The sequence below is a fragment of the Phaeobacter sp. JH20_29 genome (assembly GCF_048056175.1).
GTDB classification, from domain to species: Bacteria; Pseudomonadota; Alphaproteobacteria; order Rhodobacterales; family Rhodobacteraceae; genus Phaeobacter; species Phaeobacter bryozoorum.
Map to the genome: position 1 here is coordinate 245,561 of NZ_JAYMWO010000005.1, position 19,748 is coordinate 265,308.

Below are 19,748 nucleotides of genomic sequence, written 5' to 3' on the forward strand. Positions count from 1 at the left end.
ATCTAAGAGAAAGGCCGGTTCGAATGAACCGGCCTTTCTCTTTTCGGTAGTGCATTGGTCAGACGTCTTGTCGCGACATCTCTACAATCAGGACGTCATAGATATCTTTGCCCAGTTGTTTCTGCGCGGCCTCACGCAGCGCGGTCCGCAGCGGTGTCAACATGTCGGATCGGGTGAAGGCCCCGCGAAAGCCACCCATATTGGCATGATCGAACAGAACCTGCAGAAAGATATCCCGCAACTTGGGTTCATAAGCGTGGATCTTCTCGTTCATGCCAGCCTTGGTTTCCAGGCTGAGCGACACCACCACCAGCGAGGACAGCTGTTCGCGCTCGACAACGGGAACCACGAACTGGTTCGCCATCTTGATGTATTCGCGCTGCTCTTCCTCATCACCCGGCAGCTCCGGAGTGATCTCCTCGGCATGTTCGCCGCTATCCTCAGCGTGGTCTTCTGGGGCCGGTGCCGGAGCCATCATGATCCCGGCGCCGATACCTCCGGCAGTTCCGACCAGCAGTAGAATGACAGGCAGTAGTTTTGACAGCATGTGCAGGCCTCAGAATGGCAGGATCACGTCCAGCACCTGCTGGCCGTAACGCGGTTGTTGGACATCAGTGATCTGGCCGCGGCCACCATATGAGACCCGCGCGGACGCGATCTTGTCGTAGGTGATCTCATTTTGACGGCTGATATCGTCGGGGCGGACATAACCGGTCACCAGCAATTCGCGCATCTCAAAGTTGACGCGCAGCTCCTGCGTACCGTTGATGGAGAGAACACCGTTCGGCAGGACATCGACCACAGTCGCGGCAACCCGCAGTTCCAGTTTCTCGCTCCGTTTCACGGACCCCTTGCCACCCGAGCTGCTGCTGCTGCCGATATCGACGGCATCAGCCATCGTGGCACCGTCCGGCAATTTCCGGTCAATCCGCTGCGGCAGGCCCAGCAGCTGCGGCAGCGCCAGGCTCTCGGACCCGGAGCGGGACCGTTTGGTGTCGTTTGAAATTTCGGCCTCTTCGTCAATCTCGATGACGACCGTCAGGATATCGCCCCGTTTGGTTGCCCGCCGATCCCCAAGCAGCGACTGACGCGAGCCGCTCCAGAGCGAGGCCTGGTCGACCGGACGCTGTGTCTGGGTATCGACCGGCAGCCCCTGAAACAGCATGGCGACATGCTCGGGCGATTCATTTGCCGGGCTGAACGTGGGAGGCTTGCCAACATGGTCGAGCCGTCCGCAGGCGCTGAGCATGATCACACCAGCAAGGGCGGATTTTGCCAAATAAATTCTATTTTTCATCAGTTTACCTCAACTGTTCCATCTGCGGCGATCCGCCCGCTGATGGTTGTGCGTGACGACAAATTCATGACACGTATGGCCTCTCCATCTGCGCCACGGCCAAGCGAGCGGCCCTCGGCGAGGATGGTAAGTCCACCACGTTTGAAACGAATGGTGACCAGATCATTGCGATCGACGATGGCCGGAGGGCCGACATCACCGGGACGCATCGGCCGCCCCGCATAGAGTGCCACGCGCGCCTCCTGCCCGATCACGAGAGCAGGATCTGAGATCGCGCCCAGCACCTCGGCCTGTTTCAGAACCAGATCCTCGGCCGTCACGATTTCCTTGGCGCGGATGGTGCGCACGGGGACCAGTATATCGGCCCAGACAGGTTGGGCGCAGAGCAGCATCATAATGGCGAGGATCGGTTTCATCAGCGGACCTGTGTGGTTGCGCCCATCATCTGATCGACGGCAGAGATGACCTTGGCATTCATTTCATAGCCGCGCTGCGCTTCGATCAGCTCGGTGACCTCGCGCACGGCATCGACGGAACTGGCCTCCAGGTAGCCCTGGCGCAGAGTACCAAGACCATTCTCGCCGGGCGTCGCCACGCTGGCTGCGCCGGAGGCTTCGGTTTCGACAAAGAGGTTGCTGCCCAGCGCTTCGAGACCCTTGGGATTGGAGAAGCCGGCAAGTGTCAGCTGTCCCATCAACTGGCCTTCGGCGGCCTCGTCGAAATAGGCGTAGACCTCGCCCTCGGCATTGATCGACACATTGCGTGCATCGGTCGGGATGGTGATATCCGGCGACACGGTGAACCCGTCGGAGGTGACAATCAACCCTTCGGCCGACCGTTTGAGCGCGCCATCACGGGTGTAGGCGGATTGGCCGGACGGCAGGGTAACCTCCAGATAGCCCTTCCCGTCAATTGCGACGTCCAGATCGTTGCCGGTCTGGGTCAGGGCACCCTGGGCCAGGTGAATGGAAATCGCCGAGGCACGCACACCAAGACCGACCTGCACACCGGTTGGCAGCACGGTTCCATCAGAGGCATTTACCGTGCCGGCCCGCGTCACCTGCTGATAGTGCAGGTCCGCAAACTCCGCACGCCGTGCGTTGTAACCAGTAGTATTCATATTGGCGAGGTTGTTCGAAATCGTCTCTACACGCAGTTGCTGCGCGGTCATTCCGGTTGCGGCGATCTTGAGGGCGCGCATGGGGGTACTCCTACGACTTAGTCAGGTTTTTGATGGCGTTGCGGACACGTTCGTGTTCGGTCTCAAGAAAGCTCTGGCCCATTTCATAGGCACGCTGAATCTCGACCATGCGGGCCAGCTGAGAGATGGCATTGACGTTGGAGCCTTCGAGAAAGCCCTGAAGCACGCGCGCTTCTCCGGCCACTTCGATTTCTCCATCAACACGGAACATGACCCCGTCTTCACGGACCATCTGGTAATTCTCTTCCGGCTTGAAAATGCCGATCTGTCCAAGGGCGCGACCGTCCGCGCTCAGCGTGCCATCGGCGCCGAATTTGATCGACTTGGCATCCCCCGGAATGAAGACCGGCGCCCGGCCCGCATCCAGAACCCGATGGCCATCCATAGTGACGAGATCGCCTTCGGCGTTGGTTGAAAACGCCCCCGACCGGGTCAGGCGCTCACCCATCGGAGTTTCGACCATGAAGTAACCGTCGCCTTCAATAGCGAGATCGAGGTCGCCGCCGGATTGGGTCAGCGCCCCCTGTGCCATGGAGGTGTTACGGATGTTGGCCCGCCCCATCGACAGGGATTCCTGGCCGGGGGCAGACTGGATGAACTCCGAGAAGATCAAGCCTTCAGCCCGGTAGCCGGTGGTGGCGGAATTGGCGATATTGTTTGCCACAACACGCATTTCGCGCATCAGACCGGATTGGCGGGACAAGGTGGTGTAACCGGTGTCTCCCATTACAGACCTCCTGAAATCAGCGGCACAACGTGCCCATCAAAAAAGGCGACCAGGGTCTGCGTCATGAACCCCATGGTCATCCAGAAAACGACAAGAATGGCGGTAAGCTTCGGGACAAAGGTCAGGGTCATTTCCTGCACCGATGTCAGAGCCTGAAACAGGCCGATCGCGAGGCCAACAACCAGCGCGACCAGCAGAACCGGCGTCGACATCATGACCGCAGCCCAGAGAGCCTGGCGCAGAGTGTCGTAGAAAAGCCCTTCGCTCATCATCGGCTTACACCGGCATCCGCAGGATTTCCTGATAGGCTTCGACGACCTTGTTGCGCACGGTCACTGCGGTTTCCACGGCAAGCTCCGTCTGTGCCAGTGCCTGTACCAGGGCATGCGGATCGCCGTTGCCGGTCATGGCGGTGACCGAGACCTGCTCGCTTTGTTGGAGCGTGCCGGCAAATTCCTCAAAGCTGGCCTTGATCCGGGCTTCGGCGCTTGTTGGCGCGTGCTCGGGGTCAACTTTGGTTGCGGGACGCGCTGCGGCATAGCCGTTTGTGGCGGAAAGACTGCGAATATCCATTCTGGATCTCCAAGTATGTCAGTGTGTTTCAGAAAATTTCGATGTTATCTGCGCAGCAGTTCCATCAGCGAGGACGACATCTGCCGCCCCTGTTCGAACATCTTGAGGTTGGCCTCGTAGCTGCGCTGAGCTTCACGGGCGTCGGCAATCTCGATCATCAGATCGACGTTGGACCCTTCGTAATGACCGCTGTCGTCAGCCAGCGGATGCGAGGGATCGAAGATCTGCTCCAGGTCTGACCGGTCCAGACGCACCGGACCAACTTCGACCTTCTCGACATCCGTGCGCAGATCTCGCACCGCTTCGAACGGGACGGTCTTCCGGCGATAACCGGGCGTGTCCGCATTGGAAATATTCTCCGACACGTGGCGCAGACGGCTTGCCTGTGCCTTCAGTGCGCTTGCGGAAACGGAAAGGGACTTGGAAAATTCGCTCATGATCTAACCTTCTCAGTTCCGGCCAAGGCTGCTGCGCAAAACGTTCATCGACGATTTGTATATCGCCAAAGCACGATCATGCTGCCGCTTCACCTCGACCCCTTTCAGGATTTCGGTTTCGATCGAGACGGAATTATCGTTGGGGTCAGTGCTGTTGTTGGTCTGGGTCACAGCCCAGTCCATCCCATTGCCTGAGGCACCGTTCAGATGGTTGGAGCGGCTGGCGATCATGTCGCCGGGGCGCGAACCCTGAGCGTATACCTCTTTGAAAGGCTTGATATCCTTGGCATTGTAGCCTGGCGTGTCGGCATTGGCGATGTTCTGTGACACCAATGCCTGGCGCTTCCCTGCATGGGTCGCCATTGAGTAGGCAATCTTAAAGACGTTCAGTTCTTTAAACACCGGGGCTTCTCCCTCGATCAATTTCAATCAAGGCTTAACCCCAATTCCTTTAGAAATTGTTTTCAGGAACAGTTGGAGACACCAGAACATGATCTCAGCCATCAACGCATTGACTCAGGATTTGGCGAACAAAAGACTGTCTTCGGCGGTGGGTCGGGTGTCGGAAATATCAGGTGGTGCAATCACGGTATCGGGGTTGAACGGCCAGGCACGTATCGGTGACCGCCTGATTCTGCGGAGAGCCGGAAGCGACCCGTTGCAGGGCGAGGTCATGAGAATTTCAGGTAGTGAAGTCAGCATGTTACCTGATACAGCGCCAGATCGCGTGGCGATTGGCGATGCTGTACTTCTGCATCCGACACCGGATTTTGCACCCTCTGACAGCTGGATCGGCCGGGTGATTGATCCCTTTGGTGCAGCATTGGACGGACGTCCTCTCATGCGCGGCGAAGCCACGCGGGATCTGATGGCTTCTCCGCCCAAAGCCGCCTCACGTCGCCCGATGGGAGAACGACTCGCCACTGGGCTGGCGGTGTTCAATACGATTCTGCCGATTGTAAAAGGTCAGCGTATCGGACTTTTTGCCGGATCCGGTGTGGGGAAATCCACGCTGCTGTCAACATTGGCGCAGAATATGGAAGCTGATGTGGTTGTCATTGCGCTCATTGGCGAACGCGGACGCGAGGTCAACCACTTCGTCAAGGACGTGCTGGGTGCCGAGGGGATGAAGCGTGCGGTGGTCGTCGCGGCCACATCGGATCAGTCGGCACTGGTTCGCCGTCGCTGCGCCTGGTCGGCTATGGCGGTTGCTGAACACTTTCGCGACCAGGGGAAAAATGTCTTGTTCCTGGCAGATTCGGTGACCCGGTTTGCCGAGGCACATAGAGAAATTGCCGTTTCATCCGGCGAGGCTCCGGCACTGCGTGGATACCCGCCTTCGGTCACTCCGCTGATCACCGGCCTCTGCGAACGAGCCGGTCCCGGGAACGAGAATCAGGGGGATATCACAGCTATTTTCAGTGTTCTGGTTGCAGGCTCCGATATGGATGAGCCGATTGCAGATATTCTGCGAGGCGTCCTTGATGGTCACATCGTGCTCAACCGCGAAATCGCGGAGCGGGGGCGGTTTCCGGCTGTCGACGTTTCGCGTTCCGTATCCCGTAGCCTGCCCGCCGCTGCATCGCCTGACGAGAATGCAGCAATTCTGGATGTTCGCAAATACCTGGGCGCCTATGAGCAATCCGAAGTTATGATTCGCGCAGGCCTTTACTCCGAGGGCAACGATGTCACGCTTGATCAGGCCGTAAAGCTCTGGCCTGAGTTGGATTCCTTTTTCGGTAGAGCAGACCCGGAAGGGATACAGAGCAGTTTCAACCGCTTGATGCTGATGATGCGACGCGCCGTGGCGATCCGATAGGGCAATCTTGTACCCCGGTTTCTATCGACGGACGCCAGCAGCACATCCGCATAGTCAAGACGACGTCCTGCGAGCAGATGCAGATTGTGAGCAGACTGACATATGGAGAGGTTTGTGATCCGCACAGGCCGCGCAGGGTTCTGACGGGACGGAGCAGCAGCTTCTCCAGCTGGTTGAAAACTGCGCCAATGCCTCATGTCAGGGATATCGAACCTGCTTCAGACGCCGCGCACGGTCCAGAACAGGGCGCATAGCTATCCTGTGTGCACGCGCTCCAACCAGAGATCTATCCAAAGCGAAGTGATCAGCATCACAGCAATCTGTCGCAGATCAAAGGCCGCCGACATCTGCCATATCGATCAAGCATTTGGTAAAATGCGCCCCGCCGCTACAGATAAGAATGGCGACATTGAGGTGGTCTGGGCGGGCCGCTGCACCACGCAAGTGATCTCATTGATGCTGATGCCGTTAGATGCTGCGTCTGCCAATCGATCCGAGGGACGAGCAATTCGCTCTGAGCCAGCGGATCTGATTGGGATGTCCGCCGTTTGACTGGGGTGTCTGCCGTTATCACCATATGTACATGAGGCGAGGCAGAATATTCGAACTCAAGCTCTGTGTGAGACGCCTGCTTTCACGCCCACACCTGGATTGTGCTTCACAGGCCCAAGGCGGCCTGATCATTCTCTGTGATGACAATTCCAGCCGACGATGCCGTTTCCGGCATAATCGGCTGAGAACTCATGATGGGCGCACTGCCATCAACCGGTCTTCGCGTGGCAAGAGGGTGCGCAACGCTTTCAAGCACCGGTAATGGTTGTCGGAGAGAACCGCATCAGTGGCCTCTGCCAGCGAGGCGCGACTGTCCGGATCGGTGAAGACCTGGCTCAGCTCTTCAATCCGGCGCAACATCTGCAAGCGATCTTCCTCGCCGTTAACATCGCCAGACAGGACCAGCTGCGCGGCGTAGCAGACGCGACGTACCGGCGTGTTGGCTTCTTCGGGATGGATGGCATCGCGCAGGCGCAGGATATTTGCATCCGGAGTTACGATCGACAACCGGCTGCGCCGATCCCCGTTTTCAATTACTGCACCATTCACCAATACCCGCTCTTTCGGGGCAAGTTTCAGGACCAATCCGCTCATATTCAGGACGCTCCGCTGCGAAGGCCACGCATAATGGCCGTGTTGATTTCGACCAGCAGCCGCACGTCCGCTTTGCGGGCCAAGACTTTACTGGTGTGTTGATGGGTAAATTCCCCAAGCGAGAGCAACTGAGCTTTTAGTTCATCCGGGAGTGGGTTCCCTGGACTTGCAACCTCGATTGAAAAGATCGACCAGAGTTTACGGTTATCGGTGAGCGCTGCGGCAAGTTCGGTAAACCCAGGCTTACCTTTCTGTGCGGCCGCAACCATGCGACGTGTTACTCGGGCAATGACTTCATATTCGAGGTTCTTTGCAGTTCGGGTCGGGGCCTTCGCCGCCGAATAGGCGCTCTTCGCCTTTAGAAGGGCATTCACGTGTTATCCTAACATGTAATCTACAGATTCTCTGCGATAGGGGATCTGGGGCGCGCAACAGCGCCCCAGATCAAGCCGTCATTAACGGAACAGCTGCATCAGGGTCTGTGGCGCCTGGTTTGCAATCGACAATGATTGCACCGCCAGCTGCTGCTGGGTTTGCAGCGCCTTCAGCCTTGCAGAGGATTCCTCCATATTCGTGTCGGTCATGGTGCTGACGCCCATTGTCAGGGAGTCGGACAGTTTCGACACAAACATGCCCTGGTCGGACAGACGGTTGGAGTCCGCACCCAGCTGAGCTGCCGCATCAATCGCGTTGCCCAACATAGTTTCGATATCGGTCAGAGCAGTAGCCGCGGTGGCAACGTCGGTAATGGTGGTGATACCGGCTGTGCTGATGTTTGCTGCCGAGTCGATCGAGGTCACAGTGATTGTATCTGCGGTCGGATCCAGTCCACCCAGAACAGTCAGTGCAGTGGTGACCGTATCATCGAGCAGGTTGGCCCCGTTGAATTCAGCAGAGTCGATGATCGATTCGATCTGCGCCGCCTTCTTGGCAATGCTGTCCTGAATCTTAGCATGGTCAACGTTTTCCGAGTTCGCGGAAATCGCCAGCTGCTTCATCTCGGTCAGAGTTTCAACGATCTGCTCGGCACCGGACAGAGCAACAGCAACAGTTGCCTCACCAACGCCCAGGGATTCCTGTACCGACTTGTAGCCGGCGATGTCGGAGTCCATGGTCTTGGAGATCGCCCAAACGGCCGCGTTGTCTTTGGCCGAACCGATACGCTTACCGGTCGAAATCTGGCTCTGCGTTTCGTCAAGGCTGTTGTTCACGGACTGCAGGGTCTGCAGTGCAACCATTGCGCCGTTGTTAGTCAGAATGCTGGACATAGCATGTATTCCTTTGATTAGAGGCGTTTTGACCTCTGGTTTCCCTGCCCCGAAGGGCGCTCTCTGACGTCTTTCTGACTATGCGTTCCGCCGTCCGGCTTCCGCGCCACCCTCTTTGGAAGGTGCAAAGTGACATTGGCCTACTATGTGCTAAAGGAGTGCTAATGCCGGAAATTCCATTGCTAGAATTTTCCCTAAATTGGGCTGGTTATGCCCGTTTTTCCAAGCTGGGTGTGCCCCCGGTCGCAAAGCGGGTTTTCCGCCCCGACTGATCGTAGACATCCAGCCCCTTGCGCACACGACGGAGTTCGGCCATCCGGGCAGCCACCGCCCGAATACCTTCCATCGCGCTATCGAGCAGTACCTGATTGCGCGAAACCTTGCCCTGGACATGCTCCAGAGCCTCGCGCTCCAGATCGGCTGTCATATTCAGCGTCGTGATGATTGCCTCTTTTTTTGCAAGCAGCGGCTCCAGCGCCTGCAGATTGCCACTGACCAATGCCGCGCGTTCGGCATCAAGCAGGGAATCGAGTTCCTCAATCAGTTGTTGCGGTGTCTGATCAGTCATTGGTCTGTGCCTCTTTCAATGCGTGATAAAGTGATTCTGCCAGGCCGATACCGCCTGCTTTGGAGATCTGCTCCGCCTGTGCGCGCACAAGAAAACTGGAAAACTGATCTTCGCCCGCGCCGCCGCCCATGGTTTCGCGGCTTTCGCCAAGGCCTGCGGATTTCAACATTTCTGTAAGAAAGGTCGCCTCAAGTTCCTGAGCTGCTTTGCGCAGCGGGTCTTGTGGCGGTTTGATCGCTTGGGGGCGCTGTAGCGCCGGTAGTTGAGCAATCTGTTCCATGATGTACCTCATTCTGAGACGTCGAAATTGCTTCGATTTTTTCTATTTTGGCGGATGATCGGTTAAAATTGCCGTAACCGATTGGCGTTAAGGTGCATGGATCGAGATAGAATGTCTGGAAGCCAATGTTTATCAACGCACTTACGACTCCCACCTCTGGTGGAGCGCAGGGATCGGAGAAGATCCAGCAAGGCGAATCGGCAAAATCGCGTAAAGGCGCAAGCTTTGACGCGGTTATGGCAGAGACTGCAAAATCTTCGGATAGCGCAGAAACCGCGGTGACCGAGGTTGAGGAACTCGCAGAACAGCAGACCTCAGCGTCCGGCGCTTCGGAAAAAGCGAATCAAACCGTACAGGATGGTGACGCAGAGGCGCCCATCGACGAAGCCCGGCAAGATACGTCGAGCGAAGAACAGATTTCTGAAGACCCCAAAATCGTGATGGTTCAGCCGGAAACGACAGCTGAACAGCATGAGGTGCCCAGCGCGCATCCTGCGCCGGTGGCGATCGGCCAGAGCGGCAATCAGACCGATGGATCATCTGATCCCGATGCCGAAAGCGGCAAGCAGGCGATGCAATCCGAAAGAACGGTTGACGGCGCGTCGGATGATAAGGCTGCTAACCTTAAAGCAGCCTCGGATGCTGCAAAAACTGCCGGATCCGCTGCGATGATCCAACAATCTGAAGCTGGGGCACAGGCGGTGGGTGATCCCCGCAACGGAGGGCTTCAAGGGGCGCAGTCTGAGACAGCCAGCATGCCGGAACGCGCCGCGGCAGAGGCGAATCAAAAGCTTGCGCTTAAGGGCGATCCGACGAGCGCCGAAGCCAAGGCGGATCGACAATTGACCGGTGATCACCGCACAGCGACGCCCGAGGTGCCTGGCACCGGTGCAGGGTTGAACCGCCAGCCTGCAGGCACTGATGCCCTTGCGCAGTCCACAGCACGTACTCAGGCGGAGCAAAAAACCGCGCAGTCGCTGGCTGCAACGGCACCGCAGTCTGAAGCGGCAAAGGAGACGGTTAAACCCCCTTCGGCGCAGCAGACCCAGCCCGTCGAGCAACAGCGGACGGCAACACCGATACCGGTAGAGGCAGCACCGCCGCCCGTACGAGAGAAATTTGAAGCCCGGCGCGCCGCGTCTGAGCAGGTACAGCAGAACACAGCCGCTCAGACCGCTGCACATATCCCGCAGGGCACCTATTCGACGGCCCGCTTCGGCCTTGGTGCCGGGACCCTGACTGCCGCGATGCCCAGCGCCAACGCCACTTCGGCGCTAGCGCTTGATTCGCTGACCTCAGCAGAGGCCGGAGGGGCCAAGGTCACAGGCGGCAGCACAGGAATGGAACTACCAGGCCTGGCGCAATTGCTGACCGAGGCAACCGTGAGCCCGGGAACCGTTCACAAGCCGGAAACCCCTCGTCTGATTGCGAATCAGATGGCCGAAGCCCTCGCGATGAAAGGGGATCGCAACGTTGACGTTGCTCTAAATCCCAAGGAGCTGGGGCATGTGAATATGCGTGTTTCAGTCACGGATACCGGCGTCAGCGTCATGATCCAGACCGAACGCGCCGAAACCGGCGATCTGATGCGCCGCCATATCAACGAACTGGCGGATGAATTCCGGCGCATGGGATTTGAGGATATCTCGTTCCAGTTCTCAGGCGGTGAGACCTCCAATCAGGGCGGTGGCCATGACGCCTCCCATACCCCAGCGGGTCGATCCGCAGGGCGTGGCGACGAAGAGATGGCCGATCTCCCCGTAGAACCGATGACACAATCACTCAACCTCGGTGAGGTTGGGCTTGATATGAGGATGTAAGACGATGACAACTGTATCGGGTGCTGCGGCACCGCAACAGCAACAGGCAGCGACCGCCGCGCCGGAACCGAAAAAAGCCACCGGAATTGCCTCTGACTTTGAGACGTTTCTGAAGATGCTCACGGCGCAGGCGCGATATCAGGACCCTTTGGAACCCATTGATTCGACAGAGTACTCTGCGCAGCTGGCACAGTTTTCCATGGTCGAGCAGCAGGTTCAGGGCAATGAGGTTCTGGAAGGTATCCAGGCCCAATTGGGTCTCGCCAATATGGCAGCTATGTCGGGCTGGGTCGGTATGGAAACACGGTCTGCGGCGCCTGCCTATTTTGACGGGACCAATCCTGTCACCGTGTCGCCCAATCCAGCCCAGATCGCGGACACTGTTCACCTGGTGGTCAAGGATGATAGCGGCAAGGAAGTTCAGCGGATCAGCCTACCGGTCACTGCCGAGCCGTATCAGTGGCAGGGTATTGACGATGACGGGTACGCGTTTGATGCTGGCAGCTATAGTTTCACGCTGGAAAGCCAGAAAAACGGTGAAATCGTTCTCTCCGATACTGCTGAGACCTATACAAGGGTGAAAGAAACTCAGATGCGGGGCAACGAAGTGGCCTTGATCCTTGAGGGCGGCTCGGCGATTTTGGCGTCATCGGTGACAGCATTGCGTGAACCTACGGCACCTGCAGTCTGACGCATAATGGCACCGAAGACCTGGACTGTGTGGTAACACAGACCATAGCGACGGAGCCTGACCTGCAACACCATCGGACACAGTTCGAAACACGTTTTCTTGCGCATCTCGCTGGCCTCGGCCTGAGCGACGCTGCGCCATGTCCGCTGCTGGGCGGTCGCTCCAACCGGGTCTGGCGGTTGGGCGGTATTGTTGTGAAGCTCTATGGCAGAGGCAATGCCAACCCGCTGTTTGCCAATGATCCCTCACGCGAGCAGGCGGCACTCAGCGCGCTTTACCGCACTGGCATGGTGCCGTCTCCGCTGGCCGCGGGTCAGTTCGAAGGGCGCGACTGGCTGGCCTATCAACACTCGCCCGGGGTGACCTGGTCATCCGGTACCACCCATGTGGCAGAACTGCTGGGACGTCTGCACACACAGCCTGTCATTCCAGATCTACCAAACGGCATATCCGGCAGCGCAGAGATTGCCGCCCAGACCCGCACCATTCTGGGCCATTGTCGCATGGGCAATGACCTGTTGCGAATTGCACCCACGAGACCTGTCGCACCGCTTGGCGTCCCTAGCCTCATCCACGGGGATCCGGTTCCTGGCAACATAGTGACCTGCGATGGGCAGCTGACATTGATCGACTGGCAATGCCCACAGATCGGGGATCCGGCGGAGGACATCGCGCTATTCCTGTCTCCGGCAATGCAGCAGGTCTATCGCGGTGCACCGTTATCGGCAGTTGAGGAGGCGGCATTCCTGGCGGCCTACCCTGATCCGCAGGTCGTGGCGCGCTACCTGGAGCTGAAACCCTGGTTCCACTGGCGTATGGTGGCCTATTGCCGGTGGCGCGACGAACGCGACGGTGAGGCGGACAGCCGCGCCTATCGGCTGGAACGGGCAGCTCTGGACGCGTGCCTCGCAGCCGCCTGAGGGGCTTTGCGGGAGCCATTTCGCAACAACACCGTCAATCCCAAATTCATTGTTTCCAAATAGCTTACATGGCATATTGTGCGGAATGTCGCTGGCGGTGATGCGGTCGGGTTGACGACAGTCCGACACGGCACCTTTGCAACCGGGGATGGAAGCAGTCTTGAGCCTTTGGGAGTCTTATCGCATGCGGCTGCGGCGGAAACGCCGGATCCTGCGTGCCATGCGCAAGTCCCGCGAATTGTCAGCGGTTCAGGATCAGACCGATCAGATCCGGCCCGGTGACATACTGCTGGTGACAACCCTGCGCAATGAACAGATCCGGCTGCCATATTTCCTCGATTACTATCGCAAACTGGGCGTCAATCATTTCCTCGTCGTAGACAATGGATCGGTCGACGGCACGCGCGAATATCTGCAAGGCCAGCCCGATGTCTCGGTCTGGCACACAGTGGCCAGTTACAAGCGTGCCGGTTTCGGCATTGATTGGATGAACCATCTGAAACGTCGCTACGCCCATGGTCACTGGGTGCTGGTCGTCGACCCGGATGAGCTGTTCATCTACCCGTTCTGCGACAGTCGTCCGCTGCGGGCACTGACCGACTGGCTCGACAATTCTGCGATCCGTAGTTTCTCGGCCATGCTGATTGACGTCTATCCAAAAGGGAAACTGGATGCCGTTCCCTATCGCGCCGGACAGGATCCGCTCGAAATCGCCAATTGGTTCGACAGCGGCAACTACTCGATCAAGCGCAATCCGATCTATGGCAACCTGTGGATCCAGGGAGGGCCGCGGGCGCGTGTGTTTTTTGCCGATCAACCAAAGAAAGCACCGGCGCTGAACAAGATCCCGCTGGTGAAATGGGATCGCCGCTATACCTATGTCAGCTCGACCCATGCCCTGCTGCCACGCGGCCTCAATCAGGTCTATGAAACGGATGGTGGTGAAAAGGCCAGCGGCGCCTTGCTGCACACAAAATTCCTCCACACGTTTGTGACCAAAGCCGAGGAAGAGATGCTGCGTGAACAGCATTATGCGGGATCGGCCGAATACAAAGCCTACGCCAAGGCCATAGAGGATCAGCCAGAACTCTGGTGCAAGTGGAGCGAGAAATATATCAACTGGCGCCAGCTGGAGATCCTTGGCCTGATGTCCAAGGGCAACTGGGCATGAGCACGGTTGGCATCGTCTTGCTGGTCCATACGGCACTGGACCGGGCCGAACAGGTCGCGCGCCATTGGGTCGCGGGCGGGTGCCCCGTTGTTCTGCACGTTGATAAGAAGGTCCCTCAGGCAACATTTTCTGCCTTCAAGGCCGCATTTGCAGGTGATCCAATGGTGCGGTTTTCGCGGCGGCATCGCTGCGAATGGGGGACCTGGGGCATCGTCGCAGCCTCTCAATCCGCATCCGAGCTGATGCTGGCAAAATATCCCTCGGTGCGACATGTGTTTCTTGCTTCGGGGTCCTGCCTGCCGCTGCGCCCGGTGTCTGACCTGGTGGACTATCTTGCCGCCCGGCCCCGCACCGACTTCATCGAAAGCGCGACCACTGCCGATGTGCCATGGATTGTTGGCGGGCTAGATGTGGAACGGTTCACGCTGCGCTTTCCCTTCTCGTGGAAGAAACGCCGATACCTTTTTGACAAATATGTCTCGCTTCAGCGCAAGCTGGGCATCAAGCGCAGGATCCCCGACGGGCTGGTGCCTCATATGGGCAGTCAGTGGTGGTGCCTGACGCGGCAGACACTCTCAGCGATTCTGGAAGACCCAGACCGGCCGCGCTACGACCGGTATTTTCGCAAGGTCTGGATCCCGGATGAGAGTTATTACCAAACCCTCGTTCGACTCTATTCCAGCAATATCGAAAGCCGGTCACTGACCCTGTCCAAGTTCGATTTTCAGGGCAAGCCGCATAATTTCTACGACGACCATCTGCAACTGCTGCGTCGGTCCGACTGCTTTGTCGCGCGGAAAATCTGGCCTCATGCGGATCGGCTCTATTCGACGTTTCTGGGCGATCAGCCGGATCTGATGAAAACCTCGGAACCCAATCCGGGCAAGATAGACCGGATTTTCTCCAAGGCGGTTGAGCGGCGCACCCGCGGTCGTCCCGGCCTTTATATGCAAAGCCGCCTTCCGGCCAACGGGCTGGAGAATGGCATCACCTGCAACCCCTACTCGATGTTTCAGGGTTTTACAGAGCTGTTCGAGAATTTTGAGGAGTGGTTGACCCAGGTCACCGGCGCAAAGGTTCATGGGCATCTTTTTGCCCCCGAGCGGGTGGAATTTGCTGACCGCCAGACGCTGATGAACGGCGGTCTGAGCGACAGTGCCAAGCTACGGGATTATCATCCCAAGGGGTTTCTGACCAATCTGATCTGGAACACCCGTGGTGAACGGCAATGTTTCCAGTTTGGACCGCAGGACAATCAGAGTATCAATTGGCTGGTAGCGCGCGACCCCAATGCACAGGTTTCGGTGATTTCCGGTGCCTGGGCGGTGCCCCTGTTCCGGTCCAACAGGAATTTCTCCGACCTGCGACGTGAAGCGGCACGATTGCAGCAGATCGAGGCGAAACATATCGAAATTCTCCGCTCCAAATACGTAAAGGCGCGTGTGCGGATCTGGTCGATGGCCGAATTTGTCGAATCTCCGATGGAGCCCCTACAAACCATTCTGGATGAATTCGGAGCACAGGCGCAGCGCCATCTGACGACGGCGCCAAGGATGGTGGATCTGGCGGGATTTGGTCAGTTTCTGCAAAATCTAAAGAACCAGGGGATGCACCCTTATCTGATGGGCGATTTCCCGGCGGAACAGGGGCCGTTGAACATGCCGAAGACGCCGCGCAAACCCTATTTGGTGCAATAGCGAACCATGACCCAAGACTTTGACTACTTTGTTGTGTTTGCGGAGATGCGGACCGGGTCCAATTTTCTCGAAGCCAATCTGAACGCTCTTGAGGGCGTCACCTGTCACGGCGAGGCCTTTAACCCCTATTTTATCAGCTATCCCAACCGCGAGACGACGCTGGGCTGGACACAAGCACAGCGCGACAGTGACGTTCTGGGATTTCTGTCGCAGATCCGCGACGCCGAGGGCGCGTTGAACGGTTTTCGCTACTTCCACGACCATGACCCGCGCGTTCTGGACGCGCTGCTTGACGATCCACGTTGTGCCAAAATCATCCTGACTCGGAACCCGGCAGACAGCTATGTCTCGCATAAGATCGCGCGCAGTACCGGCCAGTGGAAATTGACAAACGTGAAACGCCGCAAGGACGGGCTGGCGACGGTCGATGCGGAGGAATTTGCCCATCACGTTGCCGAGCTGCAGGGTTTTCAGCTTACATTGCTGAACCGGCTGCAAAGGTCTGGCCAGACAGCCTTTTATCTGGCCTATGAGGATCTTCAGGATCTGGAAGTGATCAACGGTCTGGCAAAGTGGCTGGGTGTCGATGCCCGGCTGGCGCAGCTTGACGATAGTCTCAAACCGCAAAACCCCGCTGCGCTGGAAGAGAAGGTCGCCAATCCTTCGGAGCTTGACCGTGCGATGGCGCGGCTGGATCGTTTCAACCTCTCTCGGACCCCGAATTTCGAACCGCGGCGCGGCCCGGCAGTGCCTGATTACATCGCGGGGCAGCAGCTGCCGCTATTGTATCTGCCGATCAGCGGTGGTCCGACGGATGTCATACGCAGCTGGATGGCCGGGCAGGAACCAGACGGCGATGGCGCCTTGATTGAGGGGATGAACCAAAAGCAGCTGCGGCAATGGAAGCGCGGCCATCCCGGGTTCCGCAGTCTCACCGTTCTGCGTCATCCGGCGGCCCGGCTGCATCATGTCTTTTGCACGCGCATTCTCGGGTCAGAGACAGGAACATTGCGCCAGATCCGTAATCTGCTGCGCAAACAGTTCAAGGTTCCGCTGCCCAAGGACCCTGCACATGGATCCTATACCCGCGAACAGCATCGAACGGCTTTTGCAGGTTTTGTCGAGGTGATTGGTGCCAATCTTTCAGGGCAGACCGGGTTTCGCACCGATGCCTGCTGGGCCACTCAGGCGCAGACAATTGCGGGGTTTTCAGCTGTTCAATCGCCAGATCTGATCCTACGCGAAGAGGATCTGGCCACGACTTTGCCTGACCTTGCCCGGTGGCTTGGCCAATCCAAAGCCAGCGCCCCGGACGCACCCGGGGTCGACCAGCCGTATAGTCTTCAGGATATTTATGACGACACGCTGGAGGCACAGATCGCAACTGTTTACCAGCGCGATTACATATTGTTCGGGTTTGACGCCTGGGCGCGCTGACACGCCCGCCCGCGCGTGTGCAACGTCAGGCCGCCTGAACCGACTGATCCTCGGTCAGGATGGTATGAAGCGTCGCCGGGTCAGGGTTGGCCCGCAGCTTGGTGCAAAAGCTCTGTTCACGAAGCGTGCGCGATACCAGTGCCAGCGCTTTGAGATGTTCAACGCCGGCATCCTCCGGTGCAAAGAGCGCGAAGGCGATATCAATCGGCTGGCGATCCACCGCACCAAATTCCAGCGGTGTCTCCAGCAGCAGGAATACACTGACAACCTTGTCCAGACCATCAAGGCGCGCGTGTGGCAGGGCAACACCGTGCCCCACACCGGTGGGGCCAAGGCTTTCGCGATCCAGCAAAGCCTCGACCGTTGGTTGCGCCGGGAGCCCGTAGGCGAGTTGAGCAACATCTGAAATTTCTTGAAACAGACGCTTCTTGCTGGATGCAGCGCCAAAGACACGTACGGCCTCAGGCTTCAGGATGTTAGAGATCTGCATACTTCAATAGCTCCGCTCAACTCACGTAAAACGCCGTGACAGGTTACGGATCGATCCACCCGATATTCCCGTCTTCACGACGATAGACGACGTTCAGGCCGTCCTTGCCTTCTTTGCGAAACACCAGAACCGGGGCGCCTGCCAGTTCCATTTGCATCACGGCCTCACCAACCGAAAGGGATGGAATTTGTGTTTCCATCTCGGCGACGATGATAGGCTGCAATGATTCTGGTTCAGACTCGGTGCCGGCGTCTTCAGAGGCGAGGATATAAGAGCTTGCGCCGAAGAGTTCAACCGGCTCGCTCCGATCACGGTGATGGTCCTTCAGCCGACGCTTGTAGCGGCGCAGCTGCTTCTCCATCTTTTCGCAGCAATCCTCAAATGCGGCATAGATTTCAGTGGCATGCGCTTTTGCTTGCGCGGTCAGACCAGTGGACAGGTGCACGGTCGTTTCACAAACATATTCATGCGCAGACCGCGAGAAGACGACATTAGCGTCCGTCGGGCGTTCAGCATATTTCGCGACCGCCACGCCAAGCTCCGATTGCACATGGGACTGCAACGCTTCGCCAATGTCGATCTGTTTTCCGCTGATTTGGTAACGCATGTGATCTCCTTCACAAATAGACCCCCAAAACCCAACTCGGGCCAAGCCCGGCTGCTCTCGCTTCAGTTCTGAAAGTGGGATTTAGGCAAGACAGTCGATTGCATTCGTCTGGGCCTTGTTAACAAGGCTGGAGCGAGGACAGCATCGGACTGCGGGTTTGCCATGAGTCAATTCGATGACAACCAGGCGAGAGAGTCAATGCAAATCGGCGTCAAACGGTTACCCATTTATGAGTAGGCGGCGGGTTTCCACCTGTTCTCAAATGGTTGACGACGCGCTGCTGTCAACGGCGTGCGGCAAGGCGCCGACCGGGCATGTCACTGTGCAGCTGGACCGTGTCAGTAGGGATCAAGAGATCCGAAAATTGTCCCCGAGATAGACGCGGCGCACATTTTCGTTTTCGACCACTTCGGACGGTGTGCCGGACATCAGCACCTTGCCATCATGCAGGATATAGGCGCGGTCCACGATCTCCAGTGTTTCGCGGACATTGTGGTCGGTGATCAGCACGCCGATACCGCGTTTTTTCAGATCACCAACCAGATGGCGAATATCCCCGACCGAGATCGGGTCGACCCCGGCAAAAGGTTCATCAAGAAGCAGATATTTCGGATCCGCAGCCAGACAGCGGGCGATTTCGACGCGGCGACGCTCACCACCAGACAGCGCCAGCGCCGGCGCCCGGCGCAGATGCTCAATCGAGAAGTCAGACAGCAGTTCTTCCAGACGCTCGCGGCGTTTGTGGGCGTGTTTCACCGCAATATCGAGCACGGAGGAGATATTATCTTCCACCGACAGGCCGCGAAAGATCGACATTTCCTGCGGCAGGTAGCCAATGCCCATGCGCGCGCGACGGTACATCGGCAGCGTGGTTGCATTCTGCCCATCGATGGTAACCGAGCCAGCCTCAGGGAATACCAGACCAGCAATCGCGTAGAAGCTGGTGGTTTTACCTGAGCCGTTCGGCCCAAGCAGTGCAACGACCTCACCCCGGTCCAATGACATGGAGACATCGCGGATGACGACCTTCTTGCTGTAGGATTTACGCAGCTTTTCGATGCGCAGACCTGAGCTGCCGTCGGTGACTGTCAATGCGGGCGCGGCCATCAGTCGCCGCCGCCGTTCAGAATGGTTTTCACCCGGCCAGACAGGCTGGCGGTGCCAGTAGTCAGATTCACAACAAGGCGATTGGACGTCAGCGTCCCGGTGGACTGACTGAGCAATACATTGCCCGTCATCACCACGGTTCCGGAGTCGATGGTGTATTCGGCTCTCTCCGCCTCTGCCGCGTCGGGACCGTTTACAAGGATGACATTGCCGGTGGCTTCCAGCCGTTCGACGCCTGTTTTGCCAGTTTCGTCCTGCTTGTAGATCACCAGAACGTTGTCGGCCGACAATCGCATAACACCCTGCACGATCACAACGTCGCCAACAAACCGAGCTGACCCGTCAGCCTGATTCACGTCCAATGTCTCTGCGGTGACTTCCACCGGTTGCGACGGATCAGCCTTGATCGAGCCGAATGCGATGGACGCGGACTGCGCCGACACCCCCGTTGAGAACAGGGCGACCGGCAGGCAGAACATCAATACACGCAGA

Annotated in this window: 25 protein-coding genes; 7 read left to right on the plus strand and 18 right to left on the minus strand. The window is 57.9% G+C overall.

What is annotated here, in order from left to right:
• Positions 1 to 58: 58 nt before the first annotated feature.
• Genes VWZ85_RS03910 through VWZ85_RS03950 form a run of 9 tightly spaced genes read right to left on the minus strand, consistent with a single transcriptional unit; the run spans position 59 to position 4,637 of the window.
• The gene (locus tag VWZ85_RS03910) at positions 59 to 547 is read right to left on the minus strand and encodes a flagellar basal body-associated FliL family protein (protein WP_340547054.1); all 489 of its coding nucleotides are present in this window, start codon (positions 545 to 547) and stop codon (positions 59 to 61) included.
• A 9-nt stretch (positions 548 to 556) separates the two neighbouring features.
• Positions 557 to 1,297, minus strand: a complete 741-nt coding sequence (gene flgH, locus VWZ85_RS03915) for a flagellar basal body L-ring protein FlgH (protein WP_340547055.1) — start codon at positions 1,295 to 1,297, stop codon at positions 557 to 559.
• On the minus strand, positions 1,297 to 1,713 hold the full coding sequence (gene flgA / locus VWZ85_RS03920; protein ID WP_340547056.1) for a flagellar basal body P-ring formation chaperone FlgA: 417 nt from the start codon (positions 1,711 to 1,713) through the stop codon (positions 1,297 to 1,299). The genes flgH and flgA overlap by 1 nt, the downstream gene beginning before the upstream one ends.
• On the minus strand, positions 1,713 to 2,498 hold the full coding sequence (gene flgG / locus VWZ85_RS03925; protein ID WP_340547057.1) for a flagellar basal-body rod protein FlgG: 786 nt from the start codon (positions 2,496 to 2,498) through the stop codon (positions 1,713 to 1,715). The genes flgA and flgG overlap by 1 nt, the downstream gene beginning before the upstream one ends.
• 10 nt (positions 2,499 to 2,508) lie before the next feature.
• On the minus strand, positions 2,509 to 3,225 hold the full coding sequence (locus VWZ85_RS03930) for a flagellar hook-basal body complex protein (protein WP_340547058.1): 717 nt from the start codon (positions 3,223 to 3,225) through the stop codon (positions 2,509 to 2,511).
• On the minus strand, positions 3,225 to 3,497 hold the full coding sequence (locus VWZ85_RS03935; protein ID WP_340547059.1) for a flagellar biosynthetic protein FliQ: 273 nt from the start codon (positions 3,495 to 3,497) through the stop codon (positions 3,225 to 3,227). Before VWZ85_RS03935 ends, VWZ85_RS03930 begins: the two co-directional genes overlap by 1 nt.
• A 4-nt stretch (positions 3,498 to 3,501) precedes the next feature.
• Positions 3,502 to 3,798, minus strand: a complete 297-nt coding sequence (gene fliE, locus VWZ85_RS03940; RefSeq protein ID WP_340547060.1) for a flagellar hook-basal body complex protein FliE — start codon at positions 3,796 to 3,798, stop codon at positions 3,502 to 3,504.
• 44 nt (positions 3,799 to 3,842) lie between these two features.
• Complete coding sequence (gene flgC / locus VWZ85_RS03945; protein ID WP_340547061.1) at positions 3,843 to 4,235, minus strand: flagellar basal body rod protein FlgC; 393 nt, start codon at positions 4,233 to 4,235, stop codon at positions 3,843 to 3,845.
• A gap of 12 nt (positions 4,236 to 4,247) precedes the next feature.
• Positions 4,248 to 4,637, minus strand: a complete 390-nt coding sequence (locus tag VWZ85_RS03950; RefSeq protein ID WP_416587192.1) for a FlgB family protein — start codon at positions 4,635 to 4,637, stop codon at positions 4,248 to 4,250.
• An 88-nt stretch (positions 4,638 to 4,725) separates the two neighbouring features.
• Between VWZ85_RS03950 and VWZ85_RS03955 the strand changes: the two genes are divergently transcribed.
• Positions 4,726 to 6,054 (plus strand): FliI/YscN family ATPase, encoded by a 1,329-nt coding sequence (locus VWZ85_RS03955; RefSeq protein WP_416538493.1) that lies wholly within the window; start codon positions 4,726 to 4,728, stop codon positions 6,052 to 6,054.
• 741 nt (positions 6,055 to 6,795) lie between these two features.
• Here VWZ85_RS03955 and flbT read toward each other — a convergent pair.
• The 5 genes from flbT to VWZ85_RS03980 form a co-directional block, all read right to left on the minus strand.
• The gene (gene flbT, locus VWZ85_RS03960) at positions 6,796 to 7,200 is read right to left on the minus strand and encodes a flagellar biosynthesis repressor FlbT (RefSeq protein ID WP_416534381.1); all 405 of its coding nucleotides are present in this window, start codon (positions 7,198 to 7,200) and stop codon (positions 6,796 to 6,798) included.
• 2 nt (positions 7,201 to 7,202) lie between these two features.
• A complete protein-coding gene (gene flaF, locus VWZ85_RS03965) occupies positions 7,203 to 7,574 on the minus strand; it encodes a flagellar biosynthesis regulator FlaF (protein WP_340547064.1) in 372 nt (123 codons plus the stop codon).
• 81 nt (positions 7,575 to 7,655) lie between these two features.
• Positions 7,656 to 8,468, minus strand: coding sequence for a flagellin (locus VWZ85_RS03970; RefSeq protein ID WP_416539911.1), 813 nt, complete (start codon positions 8,466 to 8,468; stop codon positions 7,656 to 7,658).
• 208 nt (positions 8,469 to 8,676) lie between these two features.
• Positions 8,677 to 9,036 carry a flagellar export chaperone FlgN gene (flgN, locus tag VWZ85_RS03975; RefSeq protein ID WP_340547066.1) on the minus strand — a complete coding sequence of 120 codons (360 nt, stop codon included), beginning with the start codon at positions 9,034 to 9,036 and terminating at the stop codon, positions 8,677 to 8,679.
• Entirely contained in the window at positions 9,029 to 9,316 is a 288-nt protein-coding gene (locus VWZ85_RS03980) for a rod-binding protein (protein ID WP_416538492.1), read from the minus strand. The genes flgN and VWZ85_RS03980 overlap by 8 nt, the downstream gene beginning before the upstream one ends.
• A gap of 236 nt (positions 9,317 to 9,552) precedes the next feature.
• Here VWZ85_RS03980 and VWZ85_RS03985 point away from each other — a divergent pair, with 236 nt between their 5' ends.
• From VWZ85_RS03985 to VWZ85_RS04010, 6 genes are all read left to right on the plus strand, one after another.
• Complete coding sequence (locus VWZ85_RS03985; RefSeq protein WP_416587194.1) at positions 9,553 to 11,136, plus strand: flagellar hook-length control protein FliK; 1,584 nt, start codon at positions 9,553 to 9,555, stop codon at positions 11,134 to 11,136.
• A gap of 4 nt (positions 11,137 to 11,140) precedes the next feature.
• On the plus strand, positions 11,141 to 11,827 hold the full coding sequence (locus tag VWZ85_RS03990) for a flagellar hook capping FlgD N-terminal domain-containing protein (RefSeq protein WP_340547069.1): 687 nt from the start codon (positions 11,141 to 11,143) through the stop codon (positions 11,825 to 11,827).
• Positions 11,828 to 11,856: 29 nt separating this feature from the next.
• Positions 11,857 to 12,747, plus strand: coding sequence for a phosphotransferase (locus VWZ85_RS03995; RefSeq protein WP_374015437.1), 891 nt, complete (start codon positions 11,857 to 11,859; stop codon positions 12,745 to 12,747).
• A gap of 184 nt (positions 12,748 to 12,931) precedes the next feature.
• On the plus strand, positions 12,932 to 13,918 hold the full coding sequence (locus VWZ85_RS04000; protein ID WP_416544165.1) for a glycosyltransferase family 2 protein: 987 nt from the start codon (positions 12,932 to 12,934) through the stop codon (positions 13,916 to 13,918).
• Positions 13,915 to 15,615 carry a beta-1,6-N-acetylglucosaminyltransferase gene (locus VWZ85_RS04005; RefSeq protein ID WP_416587197.1) on the plus strand — a complete coding sequence of 567 codons (1,701 nt, stop codon included), beginning with the start codon at positions 13,915 to 13,917 and terminating at the stop codon, positions 15,613 to 15,615. The genes VWZ85_RS04000 and VWZ85_RS04005 overlap by 4 nt, the downstream gene beginning before the upstream one ends.
• A 6-nt stretch (positions 15,616 to 15,621) precedes the next feature.
• Positions 15,622 to 17,052, plus strand: coding sequence for a nodulation protein NodH (locus tag VWZ85_RS04010; protein WP_416587199.1), 1,431 nt, complete (start codon positions 15,622 to 15,624; stop codon positions 17,050 to 17,052).
• Between the two features lie 25 nt (positions 17,053 to 17,077).
• On the opposite strand, the gene VWZ85_RS04015 is transcribed toward VWZ85_RS04010, so the two are convergent.
• From VWZ85_RS04015 to VWZ85_RS04030, 4 genes are all read right to left on the minus strand, one after another.
• Positions 17,078 to 17,542, minus strand: a complete 465-nt coding sequence (locus VWZ85_RS04015; protein WP_416534374.1) for a PTS sugar transporter subunit IIA — start codon at positions 17,540 to 17,542, stop codon at positions 17,078 to 17,080.
• 43 nt (positions 17,543 to 17,585) lie between these two features.
• Positions 17,586 to 18,149 carry a ribosome hibernation-promoting factor, HPF/YfiA family gene (gene hpf / locus VWZ85_RS04020; RefSeq protein ID WP_340547074.1) on the minus strand — a complete coding sequence of 188 codons (564 nt, stop codon included), beginning with the start codon at positions 18,147 to 18,149 and terminating at the stop codon, positions 17,586 to 17,588.
• Between the two features lie 348 nt (positions 18,150 to 18,497).
• Positions 18,498 to 19,256 (minus strand): LPS export ABC transporter ATP-binding protein, encoded by a 759-nt coding sequence (gene lptB, locus VWZ85_RS04025; protein ID WP_340547075.1) that lies wholly within the window; start codon positions 19,254 to 19,256, stop codon positions 18,498 to 18,500.
• Entirely contained in the window at positions 19,256 to 19,735 is a 480-nt protein-coding gene (locus VWZ85_RS04030) for an LptA/OstA family protein (protein ID WP_416538503.1), read from the minus strand. Before VWZ85_RS04030 ends, lptB begins: the two co-directional genes overlap by 1 nt.
• Between the last annotated feature and the right edge of the window lie 13 nt (positions 19,736 to 19,748).

Bases quoted from the DNA above. Each gene is read 5' to 3' on its own strand.
- VWZ85_RS03910 (WP_340547054.1), bottom strand. From the start codon at position 547: ATGCTGTCAAAACTACTGCCTGTCATTCTACTGCTGGTCGGAACTGCC.
- flgH (WP_340547055.1), bottom strand. From the start codon at position 1,297: ATGAAAAATAGAATTTATTTGGCAAAATCCGCCCTTGCTGGTGTGATC.
- flgA (WP_340547056.1), bottom strand. From the start codon at position 1,713: ATGAAACCGATCCTCGCCATTATGATGCTGCTCTGCGCCCAACCTGTC.
- flgG (WP_340547057.1), bottom strand. From the start codon at position 2,498: ATGCGCGCCCTCAAGATCGCCGCAACCGGAATGACCGCGCAGCAACTG.
- VWZ85_RS03930 (WP_340547058.1), bottom strand. From the start codon at position 3,225: ATGGGAGACACCGGTTACACCACCTTGTCCCGCCAATCCGGTCTGATG.
- VWZ85_RS03935 (WP_340547059.1), bottom strand. From the start codon at position 3,497: ATGATGAGCGAAGGGCTTTTCTACGACACTCTGCGCCAGGCTCTCTGG.
- fliE (WP_340547060.1), bottom strand. From the start codon at position 3,798: ATGGATATTCGCAGTCTTTCCGCCACAAACGGCTATGCCGCAGCGCGT.
- flgC (WP_340547061.1), bottom strand. From the start codon at position 4,235: ATGAGCGAATTTTCCAAGTCCCTTTCCGTTTCCGCAAGCGCACTGAAG.
- VWZ85_RS03955 (WP_416538493.1), top strand. From the start codon at position 4,726: ATGATCTCAGCCATCAACGCATTGACTCAGGATTTGGCGAACAAAAGA.
- flbT (WP_416534381.1), bottom strand. From the start codon at position 7,200: ATGAGCGGATTGGTCCTGAAACTTGCCCCGAAAGAGCGGGTATTGGTG.
- VWZ85_RS03970 (WP_416539911.1), bottom strand. From the start codon at position 8,468: ATGTCCAGCATTCTGACTAACAACGGCGCAATGGTTGCACTGCAGACC.
- flgN (WP_340547066.1), bottom strand. From the start codon at position 9,036: ATGACTGATCAGACACCGCAACAACTGATTGAGGAACTCGATTCCCTG.
- VWZ85_RS03980 (WP_416538492.1), bottom strand. From the start codon at position 9,316: ATGGAACAGATTGCTCAACTACCGGCGCTACAGCGCCCCCAAGCGATC.
- VWZ85_RS03985 (WP_416587194.1), top strand. From the start codon at position 9,553: ATGGCAGAGACTGCAAAATCTTCGGATAGCGCAGAAACCGCGGTGACC.
- VWZ85_RS03990 (WP_340547069.1), top strand. From the start codon at position 11,141: ATGACAACTGTATCGGGTGCTGCGGCACCGCAACAGCAACAGGCAGCG.
- VWZ85_RS04000 (WP_416544165.1), top strand. From the start codon at position 12,932: ATGCGGCTGCGGCGGAAACGCCGGATCCTGCGTGCCATGCGCAAGTCC.
- VWZ85_RS04005 (WP_416587197.1), top strand. From the start codon at position 13,915: ATGAGCACGGTTGGCATCGTCTTGCTGGTCCATACGGCACTGGACCGG.
- VWZ85_RS04010 (WP_416587199.1), top strand. From the start codon at position 15,622: ATGACCCAAGACTTTGACTACTTTGTTGTGTTTGCGGAGATGCGGACC.
- VWZ85_RS04015 (WP_416534374.1), bottom strand. From the start codon at position 17,542: ATGCAGATCTCTAACATCCTGAAGCCTGAGGCCGTACGTGTCTTTGGC.
- hpf (WP_340547074.1), bottom strand. From the start codon at position 18,149: ATGCGTTACCAAATCAGCGGAAAACAGATCGACATTGGCGAAGCGTTG.
- lptB (WP_340547075.1), bottom strand. From the start codon at position 19,256: ATGGCCGCGCCCGCATTGACAGTCACCGACGGCAGCTCAGGTCTGCGC.
- VWZ85_RS04030 (WP_416538503.1), bottom strand. From the start codon at position 19,735: ATGTTCTGCCTGCCGGTCGCCCTGTTCTCAACGGGGGTGTCGGCGCAG.